At 70.3% G+C, this 12507-nt stretch carries 11 protein-coding genes; 8 read left to right on the top strand and 3 right to left on the bottom strand.

Going from position 1 to position 12507, the window contains the following annotated elements:
- Window positions 1-12: 12 nt before the first annotated feature.
- From ACFSVL_RS19930 to ACFSVL_RS19940, 3 genes are all read right to left on the bottom strand, one after another.
- Window positions 13-489 (bottom strand): CoA-binding protein, encoded by a 477-nt coding sequence (locus tag ACFSVL_RS19930; protein WP_378306231.1) that lies wholly within the window; start codon window positions 487-489, stop codon window positions 13-15.
- Entirely contained in the window at window positions 486-1772 is a 1287-nt protein-coding gene (locus ACFSVL_RS19935; RefSeq protein WP_378306232.1) for an O-acetylhomoserine aminocarboxypropyltransferase/cysteine synthase family protein, read from the bottom strand. The genes ACFSVL_RS19930 and ACFSVL_RS19935 overlap by 4 nt, the downstream gene beginning before the upstream one ends.
- 112 nt (window positions 1773-1884) lie before the next feature.
- Window positions 1885-2718, bottom strand: a complete 834-nt coding sequence (locus ACFSVL_RS19940) for a putative RNA methyltransferase (protein ID WP_378306234.1) — start codon at window positions 2716-2718, stop codon at window positions 1885-1887.
- Window positions 2719-2893: 175 nt separating this feature from the next.
- Between ACFSVL_RS19940 and ACFSVL_RS19945 the strand changes: the two genes are divergently transcribed.
- The 8 genes from ACFSVL_RS19945 to ACFSVL_RS19980 all read left to right on the top strand — a co-directional run bounded on the left by ACFSVL_RS19945 (window position 2894) and on the right by ACFSVL_RS19980 (window position 12428).
- Window positions 2894-4261, top strand: a complete 1368-nt coding sequence (locus tag ACFSVL_RS19945) for an ammonium transporter (RefSeq protein ID WP_378306236.1) — start codon at window positions 2894-2896, stop codon at window positions 4259-4261.
- Window positions 4258-4596 carry a P-II family nitrogen regulator gene (locus ACFSVL_RS19950; RefSeq protein WP_378306238.1) on the top strand — a complete coding sequence of 113 codons (339 nt, stop codon included), beginning with the start codon at window positions 4258-4260 and terminating at the stop codon, window positions 4594-4596. Before ACFSVL_RS19945 ends, ACFSVL_RS19950 begins: the two co-directional genes overlap by 4 nt.
- Window positions 4597-4599: 3 nt before the next feature.
- The gene (locus tag ACFSVL_RS19955; RefSeq protein WP_378306239.1) at window positions 4600-6897 is read left to right on the top strand and encodes a [protein-PII] uridylyltransferase; all 2298 of its coding nucleotides are present in this window, start codon (window positions 4600-4602) and stop codon (window positions 6895-6897) included.
- Window positions 6898-7378: 481 nt separating this feature from the next.
- Entirely contained in the window at window positions 7379-7756 is a 378-nt protein-coding gene (locus ACFSVL_RS19960) for a hypothetical protein (protein ID WP_378306241.1), read from the top strand.
- A gap of 397 nt (window positions 7757-8153) precedes the next feature.
- Window positions 8154-9695: a signal recognition particle protein gene (gene ffh / locus ACFSVL_RS19965; RefSeq protein ID WP_378306243.1), complete on the top strand. Its 1542-nt coding sequence runs from the start codon at window positions 8154-8156 to the stop codon at window positions 9693-9695.
- Window positions 9692-10765, top strand: a complete 1074-nt coding sequence (locus tag ACFSVL_RS19970; RefSeq protein ID WP_378306244.1) for an amidohydrolase family protein — start codon at window positions 9692-9694, stop codon at window positions 10763-10765. Before ffh ends, ACFSVL_RS19970 begins: the two co-directional genes overlap by 4 nt.
- Window positions 10766-10808: 43 nt before the next feature.
- The gene (locus ACFSVL_RS19975) at window positions 10809-11531 is read left to right on the top strand and encodes a CPBP family intramembrane glutamic endopeptidase (RefSeq protein ID WP_378306246.1); all 723 of its coding nucleotides are present in this window, start codon (window positions 10809-10811) and stop codon (window positions 11529-11531) included.
- 105 nt (window positions 11532-11636) lie between these two features.
- Window positions 11637-12428 carry a CPBP family intramembrane glutamic endopeptidase gene (locus ACFSVL_RS19980; protein WP_378306248.1) on the top strand — a complete coding sequence of 264 codons (792 nt, stop codon included), beginning with the start codon at window positions 11637-11639 and terminating at the stop codon, window positions 12426-12428.
- Window positions 12429-12507: the final 79 nt, after the last annotated feature.

A 12507-nucleotide genomic window follows, 5' to 3' on the forward strand; every position in this document is an offset into this window, starting at 1 on the left:
CCAGCACCCGATTTACGGCGCGGTTTGCCGCCGCGAGCTGATCACCCCGGTGTTGAACCCGGCGAGGTGCAGACCTCCGGCGAAGCGCGCGTGCTCGATCTTCACGCAGCGGTTCATCACCACGTCCAGCCCGGCTTCGCGGGCACGGTCCGCCGCCGGTTCGTGCCACAGGCCGAGCTGGAGCCACAGCGTCCGCGCGCCCGCCTCGACGACTTCCTCGGTGACGCCGGGGAGATCGTCGTGCTTGCGGAACACGCTCACCAGATCCAGCTCGCCGGGCACCTCGGCGAGCGACGGATACACCGGCCGCCCCAGCAGTGTGTCGAGGCGCGGGTTCACGAAGTTGACCTCGTACCGCGTCGAGGACAGCAGATACGTCGCCACGAAGTAGCTCGGCCGTGCCGGATTCGCCGACGCGCCCACGACCGTCACCGATTTCGTGCGGCCGAGCAGCCGCCGCCGTTCGACCGCGCCGACCTCGTAACTCATGCGCTCACCGCCTTGCCGAGGGCTTGGTCGAGGTCCCAGAGGAGGTCTTCGACGTCCTCCAGCCCGACCGACAGCCGGATCAGGTCCGCGCCGACGCCGGCCGCGGCGAGCTGATCCTCGGACAGCTGCGCGTGCGTCGTCGAAGCGGGATGGATCACCAGCGTCCGCGCGTCGCCGACGTTCGCCAAGTGCGACAACAGTTCCACCGACTCCACGAACTTCTCGCCCGCCGCGCGGCCGCCCTTGACCCCGAACGAAAACACCGCGCCCGGCCCCTGCGGCAGATACCGCGCGGCTCGCTCGTGGTCCGGATGGTCCGGCAGGCCCGCGTAAGACACCCACGCGACCCGCGGGTCCGCGTTCAGGTACTCCGCGACCGCCCGTGCGTTGACGACATGCGCGTCCATCCGCTGCGGCAGCGTTTCCACGCCCTGCAGCAGCAAAAACGCCGAATGCGGCGACAGCACCGCGCCGATGTCGCGGAGCTGCTCGGCGCGCAGCCGGGTACAGAAGGCGTACTCGCCGAAGTTCTCCCAGTACTTGAGCCCGCCGTAACTGTCGACGGTCTCAGTCATCCGGGGGAACTTTCCGTTGCCCCAGTTGAAAGTCCCCGCCTCGACGACCACCCCGCCGAGCGTCGTGCCGTGCCCGCCGAGGAACTTCGTGGCCGAGTGCAGGACGATGTCCGCGCCGTGCTCGATCGGGCGGCAGAGGTACGGCGTGGCGAGCGTCGCGTCGACCACGAGCGGGATGTCGTGTGCATGCGCGAGATCGGCCAGCCCGGCGAGGTCCGCGATCGCGCCGCTCGGATTGCCGATCACCTCGGTGTAGATCAGCTTCGTGCGGTCGGTGACCGCCTCGGCGTACTTCTCGGTGCCGCCGTGCACGAACGTCGTCTCGACGCCGAACCGCGCGAGCGTGCCGGTGAGCTGCGTGACCGTCCCGCCGTACAGCCCGGCGGCCGAGACGATGTGGTCGCCTGCCTCGGCAAGCGCCGAGAAGGTGAGGAACTCCGCCGCCTGCCCGCTGGCCGTCGCGACCCCGCCGATGGCCCCTTCGAGACTCGCGACGCGCTCCTCGAACGCCGCGACGGTCGGGTTGCCAATGCGGCTGTAGACGTTCCCGTACTTCTGCAGCGCGAACAGATTGGCCGCGTCGGCCGCGTCCTCGAATACGAAGCTGGTCGTCTGGTAGATCGGCACCGCACGAGCCCCGGTGGTGGGGTCGGGAGTGCCGCCGGCGTGCAGGGCGCGGGTGCGGAAGCCCCAGGTACGTTCGCTCATCGAGCGCCACGCTAACCCAGCTTCACGACTGTCGGCCATCCCTCCCGGAGAGTGGCTCGGCGAAGGTCCGTGAAGGGCACCCTGAGGGAATCAGAGTCCGCCAGGGTGCCCCTCACGACACCTCGGCACGCTTCCGCCACACGCTCACCGAAACTGCCAGCGTCACCTCTCGTCCCGCTACCGCCGCAAGCCGCTCCCGCCGCCCGTCCCGGTCCAGGTGGAACCCCGCCGGCCCCATCGCCACCACATCCCGCACCTGCTCCGCGCGGAACGCCTGCGTCCGGACCACCTCCACCCCGGACTCCCGGACGAACAACCCGCCCAGCGAAGCTTCGAGCCGCTCTTCCTTCCGCGAGTCCACCGCGAGCACCAGATCTCCCAGCTCGCCGAGATGTCCCGGCAACGGCGACGCCACCACCAGCTTCCCGCCCGGCTCCAGCACCCGATGGAACTCCGCGGCGTTCCGCGGCGAGAACACGTCCAAAACGACCGACGCCACCCCGTCGCCCACCGGCCACGGTTCCCACAGATTCCACACCGCCGCACCCAGCCGCGAATGCGCCCGCGCGGCCCGCCGCAACGCGATCGCCGACACGTCCAGCGCGAGCCCCACCGCGTTCGGCGCGTCGTCCAGCACCCGCGACAGGTAATAGCCCGGCCCGGCCCCGGCGTCGATGATCAACCCAGCACCAGAACCAGCCGCGGCGACCGCGTCGGCCAGCGGCGCGTACGCCCCGGACGACAAGAACGCCGCCCGCGCGTCCACCATCGGCGCGGTGTCGGCCGTTCCCGCCGGGATGCGCGCGTGCAGCAGATTGACGTAACCCTGCCGGGCCAGATCGAACGAATGCCGCCGTGCGCAGCGCAGCGTCCGGCCGGTCAGCGAGACCGGCTCCGCGCACACCGAACAGCGCAGCGCTTCGATCACCCGATCAGGCAAAGACATGGACGCTATTCGACCACGAGGTTGCCTGACCGGACATTTCGCCCCATGATCGCGGAAACGTCCCCGTAACAACCATCGCACCGGAGTTCACGCGGGGGAAACGTGAACCGAAGCCCGGCGAAACACCCGCGCCCAACACTTCCTCAGCAGTTGCCCACGGCACGGGAGGACGATTGTGCTGAACGCCGGAGATACCGCCTGGGTGCTGATCAGCGCCGCGCTGGTCATGCTCATGACCCCAGGCCTCGCGTTCTTCTACGGCGGCATGGTCCGCGCGAAGAGCGTTTTGAACATGTTGATGATGAACTTCATCGCACTCGCCATAGTCGGGGTGCTGTGGGTGCTCTTCGGGTTCTCGCTGTCCTTCGGCGACGACGCTTTCGGCGGCCTGGTCGGCAACTTCGACTACGCCGGCCTGTCGGACGCGTTCGGCAAGCTCGTCGGTCTCGCGAGCGAAGGCCCGCCAGCGGTGGCGTGGCCCGGACCGGACGCGTTGCCGCTGCTCGCGTTCTGCATGTTCCAGCTGATGTTCGCGATCATCACCCCGGCGCTGATTTCCGGCGCCATCGCCGATCGCGCGAAATTCTGGGGCTGGACGCTTTTCGTGACGATCTGGGTCGTCGTCGTGTATTTCCCGGTCGCGCACTGGGTCTTCTCGTTCGACGGATTCACCGGCAAGGACGCGGTGGGCGGCTGGATCGCCAACCAGCTCAAGGCGCTCGACTTCGCAGGCGGCACGGCGGTGCACATCAACGCCGGTGCCGCGGGTCTCGCCCTCGCGCTGGTGCTCGGCAAGCGCAAGGGCTGGCCGAAGGACACCGGACGGCCGCACAACGTCCCGTTCGTGCTGCTCGGCGCGTCGCTGCTGTGGTTCGGCTGGTACGGCTTCAACGCCGGGTCCGCGCTCGGCGCGAACGACCTCGCGGGCGTCGCCTTCACCAACACCACCGTCGCGACCGCGGCCGCGGTGCTCGGCTGGCTGATCGTGGAACAGCTGAAGTTCGGCAAGCCGACCACGCTCGGCGCGGCGTCCGGCGCGGTGGCCGGGCTGGTCGCGATCACGCCCGCCTGCGGTTTCGTGAGCCCGCTCGGCTCGATCGCGATCGGCGTGATCGCCGGGGTGCTGTGCGCGCTGGCCATCTCGCTGAAGTTCCGCCTCGGCTTCGACGACTCCCTCGACGTCGTCGGCGTGCACCTCGTCGGCGGTCTCGTCGGCACGGTGCTGATCGGCTTCTTCGCCACCACCAGCGTGAACCCGGCCGGCGCGGACGGCCTCTTCTACGGCGGCGGGTTCAAGCAGCTGGGCATCCAGGTGGTCGCCGCGCTCGCGGTGCTGGGCTACTCGTTCGTCATGACGTTGATCATCGGCTTCGCGATCAAGAAGGCGGGCGGGTTCCGCGTCAGCGCGGAGCACGAGGTCAGCGGCATCGACGAGGGCCAGCACGCGGAGAGCGCCTACGACTTCACCGGCATGGGCGGCCTCGGCCACTCGGCGACGTTCCCGGTCAAGCCCGTCACGAAACTCGAGGAGACCAAGGCATGAAGCTCATCACCGCGATCGTCAAGCCGTTCACCCTCGACGACGTCCGCTCCGCGCTGGAGCAGCTGGGCGTGCTCGGCATGACGGTGAGCGAGGTACAGGGCTACGGCAGGCAGAAGGGCCACACCGAGGTCTACCGGGGCGCCGAGTACTCGGTGGATTTCGTGGCCAAGCTGAAGATCGAGGTCGTGGTGGACGACGCCGTCGTGGAGAAGGTCCTCGACGCGGTCACCACCGCGGCGCACACCGGCAAGATCGGCGACGGGAAGGTCTGGGTGACGCCAGTGGAGACCGTGATCCGGGTCCGCACCGGCGAACGCGGCACGGACGCGCTGTAGCCGATGACCGACGGGGGAGAACTGGCCCGAACCACTGCGCTGCTGCTCGAAAGCCGGCACGGAGCGCCCGCGCTGCGGACGTCCTTGGTCGACCTCTACGAGTTCTGGCTCGGGAAGGGAGCAACGGCGGCCGGCGTCGACACCTCGGATCCAGGTGTCGCGCTGGTCGCCGTCGGGGGGTTGGGGCGGCGCGAGCTGGTGCCGTATTCCGATCTCGATTTACTTTTGCTGCACAACGGAAACAGCCAGATCGGGGAGATCGCCGACGCGTTGTGGTACCCGCTGTGGGACGCGCGGGTCGGCCTCGACCACTCGGTCCGCACCCCCGGCGAGGCACTGAAGGTCGCGGCGGACGACCTGCGCACCGCGCTCGGCCTCCTCGACGCCCGGCACCTCGCCGGCGACCAGGGGCTCGCCGAACGGCTCGCGTCCGCCGCCCGCGACCAGTGGCGGCGCACCGCCCGCAAACGCTTGCCCGAGCTGGCCGAATCCGTCCACACCCGGTGGCGGCGCAGCGGCGAAATCGCCCAGTCCGCCGAGCCGGACCTCAAACACGGCCGCGGCGGTCTCCGCGACTTCGGCGTGCTGGAAGCCCTCGCCGCGGCCCAGCTCACCGCGCGACCGGGCGAAGAACTGTTGGCAGCCAAGCAACTCCTGCTCGACGTCCGCACCGAACTGCGTCGCGAAGTACGACGCGAACGGGATATCCTCGGTGCCGCCGACGCCGACGTCGTAGCGCACGAACTGGAACTAGGGGACCGGTTCACGTTGGCGCGCAAGCTTTCCGGCGCGGGCCGGACCATCGCGTACGCCGTCGACGTCGCCCTCCGGTCCACTGTGGAGCAACCCCGCCCCCGCTTCGGCCGACGCCCAGTCCGACGTCCGCTAGCCGAGGGCGTCGTGCTGCACGGCGACGAAGTCGCACTAGCCCGCGACGCACTGCCCGCAAGGGACCCGGCGCTGCTGCTCCGCGCGGCCGCCGCGTCCGCTCGCACCAGAAAACCCATCTCACCAGGAACTTTGCGGACGCTCGCGGACTCCGCGCCCGAACTGCGCGAACCGTGGCCGGACGACGCCCGCAACGCCCTCGTCGAGCTGCTGGGCGCGGGGGAGGGGCTGGTCGACGCGGTCGAAGCGCTGGACCGCACCGGCTTGTGGGCCCGCCTGTTCCCGGAATGGGGCTCCGTGCGCGACCTGCCGCCGCGGTCGCCTGTGCACCAGTGGACAGTCGACCGGCACCTCGTCCAGGCATGTGTCGAAGCAGCGAAGCTGACCACCACCGTGTCGCGGCCAGACCTATTGCTGATCGGCGCGCTGCTGCACGACATCGGCAAAGGCCGCGAGGCCGACCATTCAGAGCTGGGCGCGAAGATCTCGGCGTCGGTGGCGCAACGGCTGGGCCTGCCGCCCGCGGACGTCGCGACGGTCTCCGCCATGGTCCGCCACCACCTGCTGCTCCCGCACACCGCGACCCGCCGCGACATCGGCGACCCGGCGACCATCTCGCGCGTAGTGAAAACGCTGGACCGCGACGTCGTCCTGCTGGAACTCCTGCACGCGCTCACCCGCGCCGATTCGCTGGCCACCGGGCCCGGCGTGTGGACCGACTGGAAGGACCGGCTGCTCGCCGAACTCGTCAGCGGCTGCGAGGAAGCGGTGCACGGCAAGGGTTTCACGCCGCCCGAGCCGCTGGACGACGACCAGCGCGAACTGGTCGCCGAGGCCGCCCGGACCGGAGTCGGCCAGATCCGGATCTCCGCGCACGGCAAGGTCGTCACAGTGCTGCTGGCCGTGCCCGCGGGCCGCGAACTGCTGGCTCCCGCCGCCGGGGTCTTGGCGCTGAACTCGCTGGAGGTCCACTCGGCGGTCCTGCGCGACGGCCGCGCGGGCGTGTTCACCGCGTCGCCGAAGTTCGGCTCGCTGCCGGATTCCGCGCTGCTGCGGGAACAGTTCGCCCGAGCCGTCGCCGGGACGATGCCGCTCACCCAACGGCTGGCCGCGAAGGAACGCGACTACGCCACCGCGTCGCCGGTCGTGGTCAAGCCGGTGGTGCGGTGGTTCGACGACGAAACCAGCGGCCCGGACGCCGTCGTGCTCGAACTGCGCGCCGCCGACCGCATCGGCCTGCTGTTCCGCGTGGCGAGCGCCCTGCGCCGCGCCGAGGCCGACGTCCACTGGGCGAAGGCGGCGACCCTCGGCGGCGCGGTCGTCGACTCCTTCGCCCTGTCACCCCGATCCGGCCCCCTCACCCCGCAGTGGAGAACCGCCGTCACCGACGCCGTCCTGGCCGCCGTCTCGTAAAGGTCCGTGAAGGACTCCTTGAGGGAACCAGATTCCAATGCCAGGGACCTAAGCCGGGTGGCCTCAGCCTGCTGACCATCCATAAAGGACACCCGCTTCAGCGAAATGCCCGATTGAAGCCGGTATGCCCGTTTCTTCAAGTCCGTGAGGGGAACCCTGAGGGAATCTGATTCCCTCAGGGTTCCCCTCACGGACGACGCGCCCAGCTCCTGCCGCCCGCGCAGGCCCCGAAGCAAGCCAGCCCGGTCCGCCAGCCGCTTCGGCCTGGGCGGACACGCCTCAGCCGCACCCCATAACGCTGCCTTAAGTCCCGGGCATTGGAATCTAATTCCCGCAAGGAGTCCTTCACGGACGGCTGGCCAGGGCATCAGGACCCGGCCCCGTTGCGCCATCCGGGCTCACCCGTCCGGGGTGTCGGGGGTGCGAGGGCCGGTTCCGGTGGCAGGATGGCAGGTCCGACCCAGGGGGCGAGGTGAACGCGGTGCGAGGTCAGGAGAACCTGCCGGAGCTTTCGCTGCCCCCGACAGTCGTCGCCGGACACCTCCGCACCTGCGCCGAAGAACTCTCCGCCCTGCTGCGCGGCGAGGGATCCGCCGCCAGCCTCGGCGAGCTGTCCGAGGTCGTCACCCAGCTCGTCGCCGGGCAGCACGCGCTTTCGCACGCGCTCGCCGGTCTCGCCGGCCGGATGGACGTCCGGAACCCGGCGCTCGCCACCGTCCCGCCGTCCGAGGTCGAGGTGCTCACCGAAGTGCTCCAAGCCGCGGCGTGCGCGGTGAGCTGCTCGGCCGAGGAACTCGCCGACGCGGAACCGCTTTTCGAGTTCACGAGCGAATCCGCGGGACCCGACACCCGCGTTTGAGTAGTCCTACTCAGTCCCGATTGAGGGACTTCACGCTGCCGCGCGCCCGGTCCCGGCGGGCAGACTTCTCCCCAACGCCGGGTGGTCGAGGGGGAACCGCTCCGCGTGCCCGCGGCGGAAGGCTCCCGGGGAGGTGAGTCCTTCCGCCACAGTTCCGGGGACGGCCGTGGGGAGCGGCCGGCCCCGGAACTCCCGGGAACCCGCGACCGCCAAGCCCGTCCGAGCCGCTTTCGCGCGGTCGAGCAGGCCGTATCGAGTAAATTGGCGGGCGACTGCGCAGCGGCCTCCCCGTACCCGTGGAGGCCGGGCTGCCGGGGCGGCTACCCTCGAAAGATGCCGGGGGTGCCGAGCACCGCCCGGCACGCGAACTTTCGACCCAGCTGGAGCGTGCACCCCCGTGTTCGACACCCTCTCCGATCGGCTCACCTCGGCCCTGCAGTCGCTCTCGCGCAAGGGCCGGCTGTCCGACGCCGACATCGACGCCACCGCGCGCGAGATCCGCATCGCGCTGCTGGAAGCGGACGTCGCGCTCCCGGTGGTCAAGGCGTTCATCGCGAAGATCAAGGACCGCGCGAAGGGCGCCGAGGTCTCCCAGGCGCTGAACCCGGCGCAGCAGGTCGTCAAGATCGTCAACGAGGAACTCGTCGGCATCCTCGGCGGCGAGACGCGGCGGCTGAACCTGGCCAAGAACCCGCCGTCGGTGATCATGCTCGCCGGCCTCCAAGGTGCTGGTAAGACGACTCTCGCGGGCAAGCTGGCGATGTGGCTGAAGAAGCAGGGCCACGCGCCCATGCTGGTCGCCTGTGACCTCCAGCGCCCGAACGCGGTCAACCAGCTGCAGATCGTCGGCGAGCGCGCTGGCGTCACCACCTTCGCGCCGGAGCCGGGCAACGGCGTCGGCGACCCGGTCGACGTCGCCCGCCGCGCCATCGAAGAGGCCAAGCACGCGCAGCACGACATCGTCGTGGTCGACACCGCGGGCCGCCTCGGCGTCGACGAAGAACTGATGAAGCAGGCCGCCGACATTCGCGAGGCCGTGCAGCCGGACGAAGTCCTGTTCGTGGTCGACGCGATGATCGGTCAGGACGCGGTCACCACGGCCGAGGCGTTCCGCGACGGCGTCGGCTTCACCGGCGTGGTGCTCACGAAGCTGGACGGCGACGCCCGAGGTGGCGCCGCGCTGTCCGTCCGCGAGGTCACCGGCCAGCCGATCCTCTTCGCGTCCAACGGCGAGAAGCTCGAGGACTTCGACACGTTCCACCCGGACCGGATGGCCTCGCGCATCCTGGGCATGGGCGACGTGCTGACCCTGATCGAGCAGGCCGAACAGCACTTCGACCAGGAGCAGGCCGAACAGGCCGCGCAGAAGCTCACCAGCGGGCAGCTCACGCTGGAGGACTTCCTCGAGCAGATGCTCGCCGTCCGCAAGATGGGCCCGATCGGCAACCTGCTCGGCATGCTGCCCGGCGCGGGCCAGATGAAAGACCAGCTCGCCTCGGTCGACGACAAGCAGCTCGACCGGCTGCAGGCGATCATCCGCGGCATGACGCCCGCCGAGCGCGCCGACCCGAAGATGATCAACGGTTCGCGCCGGCTGCGCATCGCGAACGGCTCCGGCGTCACCGTCCGCGAGGTCAACGACCTGGTCAACCGCTTCTTCGAGGCGCGCAAGATGATGGCGCAGATGGCGGGCCGGTTCGGCTTCGGCGGCGGAGGCGGCGGGAGCAAGAACCGCAAGGGCAAGAAGGGGAAGAAGGGCAAGAAGGGACCCACGCAGCCGAGGATGCGCGGCGGGATGCCCGGCGGCATGCCGATGCTGCCCCCCGGCGGCGGGATGCCCGGCGGCATGCCGGACCTGTCCCAGCTCGGCGGCATGAACGACGTGCCCGGCTTCGACCCGTCCAAGTTCAAGCTGCCGAAGGACCCGAAGAACAATTGAGCCCGCTGCACCTTTCCGGCACCGTCCTGCCCGGCGGCGAGCCGCGTGACCTCTGGATCCAGGACGGAAAGCTGTCGTTCGAGCCGGTTCCCGGCGCGGAAACGCTGTCCTCCGGCGGATTCGTGGTCCCCGGCCTCGTCGACGCGCACTGCCACCCGGGCCTCGGCCCGCACGGCGGACTGTCGGTGGAGGAGGCGGCGGACCAGGCCGCGACCGACCGCGACGCGGGCACCCTGCTGATCCGAGACTGCGGCCTGCCGCTCGACGTCCGCCCGCTGCAATCGCGCGCCGACCTGCCCACGATCATCCGCTGCGGACGCCACCTCGCGCTGCCCAAGCGGTACATCCCCGGGTTCGCGATCGAACTGGACGACCCGGCCCTGCTGCCCGAAGCGGTCGCCGAACAGGCCCGCGACGGCGACGGCTGGGTCAAGCTCGTCGGCGACTGGATCGACCGCGGCCAAGGCGACCTCGCGCCGCTGTGGCCGGACGACGTGCTCGCCGAAGCCATCCGCGTCGCCCACGACCTCGGCGCACGCGTGACGGCGCACGTGTTCGGCGAAGCGGCGTTGCCGGGCCTGATCGGCGCGGGCATCGACTGTCTCGAACACGGCACCGCGCTGTCACCAGACCAGCTCGCCGAACTCGCCCGCCGCGACGTCGCGTTGGTGCCCACGCTCATCAACATCGAGAACTTCCCGGGCATCGCGGACAAGGCGGGCAAGTACCCGACGTACGCGGCCCACATGCGCGCCCTGCACGCCGGCGTCGCCGAGATGGTGTCTTCGGCGGTCGAAGCGGGCGTACGCGTCTTCGCGGGCACAGACGCGGGCGGCATGGTCGCGCACGGCCGTATCGCCGACGAGGTCGAAGCGCTGCACCGCGCGGGCATGTCGCGTACGCAGGCGCTTGCAAGCGCGTCCTGGGAAGCGCGCGAATGGCTGGGCCACCCCGGCATCGAACACGGCGCCCCCGCAGACCTGATCATCTACGCGGACGACCCGCGCGCCGATCTGGCCGCACTGCACCACCCGACCCACATCGTCCTGGGCGGCACCGTCTTCCACTGACCCCGCCTCGATGCGCCACAGCACAGGCACATAGCGTTAACCCGTGGCCGAAGACGGTGGGGGAAAGCGAATTCTGGGTGCCCACTGGGCATTCGCCGTCTTCTTCCTCGGAGTCGCCGGCTACTACCTCGTCACCCTCCTCACCGCCGCCGCGTTCAACCGCCACGTCGGCGACGACGACCCGGTCGAGGCGTTCGCGGGACCGTTGCTGCTGCTGGCCTTCCTGCCGAACCTCGTGCTCGGCCTCGGCCCGGTGATCGGTTCCGCACGCTACGGCTCCGGCCTCGAACGCGACTTCGGGCTCCGCGTCCGCGGCCGCGATCTCCGCATCGGCCTCGCCTGCGGCGCGCTAGCGCTCGTAGTCGGCTTCGTGCTGAACGCCGCCGAAATCGCCGTCTTCGGCGGCGACGAGGTGTCCGACAGCCCGCTCACCGACCTGCCCGACGTCTCCGGCGGCAGCCCGGTCTGGCTCGTCACGACGGCACTGGTCCTGGTGATCGCCGTCCCGCTCACCGAGGAACTGCTCCTGCGCGGCGCGCTGTGGAACGCGCTGCTGCACTACAAGATCCCGCCCTGGGTAGTGCTCGTTCTCACCTCGCTGGTGTTCGCGCTGCTGCACGGCGAGACCACGCGCACGATCGCGCTGTTCGGCCAGGGTCTCGTGCTCGGGCTGGCCCGGCACTACTCCGGCCGGACCTCGGCGAGCGTCCTCGCGCACGCGGCCAACAACCTCCCGCCCGCCTTCCTGCTGTTCACCGGGCATTGACCGGCACCGGGAAACACCGGAAACCAGTGACCGGTCGAGTACTGTGCGAAACCATTTCGGCCGCTAGGCTCGACCGGTGAGCAGAGCGAGCGCGGGGAGGCGGGCGTGACCACATCACAGCCCCGTGAACCCCTCTCCAGCGCGCTCTCCCCGGAGGAATTCGTGGCCGAACCGACCGCGTTCCCGGCACATCGCTGGGGATTCGGGGCGTTCCTGCTGGTCGAGGCCGTCCTGCTGGCCTCGGCCGCGTTCATCGGCGCGCTCTCCGGGCCGACCGCTCCCGGCCGTCCGCTGCCGATCGGCACGGTGCTGCTCGGCACGATGCTGCCCACCATGATCGCCGCCGGCGTCGCCGTGCTGATCACCGTCGTCCGCGGCAACGGCCCGAAGCTCGACCTGCGGCTCGAATGGCGCTGGGCGGACGTCCGGACCGGCCTCAAATTCGGCGCGCTCGGCCTCGTGCTCACCTCGCTGAGCGCCTACGTGTGGACCCAGCTCGTCGGCTCGGCGGACGCGACCTCGGCGATCAGCGCGCTGGTGGACGACCGCAAGATGTCCGTGCCCGCGGCCGCGGTGATGTTCGGCTACCTGTGGCTGCTCGGGCCGATCTGCGAGGAGATCATCTACCGCGGCCTGCTCTGGGGCGCGGCGGAGCGGCTGCAGTGGCGCAGCGAGCGGTGGGGCCGCGTCGCCGCGTTCCTGCTGTCCACCGCGGTGTTCGCGGCCAGCCACCTGGAACCGCTGCGCACCACGCTGCTGCTGGTGATCTCCATCCCGATCGGGCTGGCCAGGCTGTCCACCGGACGGCTGGCGGGCAGCATCGTCGCGCACGCGGTCAACAACTTCCTGCCCGCCATCGCGATCCTGCTCGGCGCCCTCGGGCTCGCCTCCTTCTGACCCCTTGCGGGGAGCCCCTGCGCAGGCACAACGACGGCGTCTGGCAGAATGTTCGCTTGCCCGCTTCCGCCGGACCCTC

The sequence above is a fragment of the Amycolatopsis silviterrae genome (assembly GCF_042684085.1).
GTDB classification, from domain to species: domain Bacteria; phylum Actinomycetota; class Actinomycetes; order Mycobacteriales; family Pseudonocardiaceae; genus Amycolatopsis; species Amycolatopsis silviterrae.

Excerpts from the sequence above, each read along its gene's own strand:
- ACFSVL_RS19930 (WP_378306231.1), bottom strand. The coding sequence starts at position 489 with ATGAGTTACGAGGTCGGCGCGGTCGAACGGCGGCGGCTGCTCGGCCGC.
- ACFSVL_RS19935 (WP_378306232.1), bottom strand. The coding sequence starts at position 1,772 with ATGAGCGAACGTACCTGGGGCTTCCGCACCCGCGCCCTGCACGCCGGC.
- ACFSVL_RS19940 (WP_378306234.1), bottom strand. The coding sequence starts at position 2,718 with ATGTCTTTGCCTGATCGGGTGATCGAAGCGCTGCGCTGTTCGGTGTGC.
- ACFSVL_RS19950 (WP_378306238.1), top strand. The coding sequence starts at position 4,258 with ATGAAGCTCATCACCGCGATCGTCAAGCCGTTCACCCTCGACGACGTC.
- ACFSVL_RS19955 (WP_378306239.1), top strand. The coding sequence starts at position 4,600 with ATGACCGACGGGGGAGAACTGGCCCGAACCACTGCGCTGCTGCTCGAA.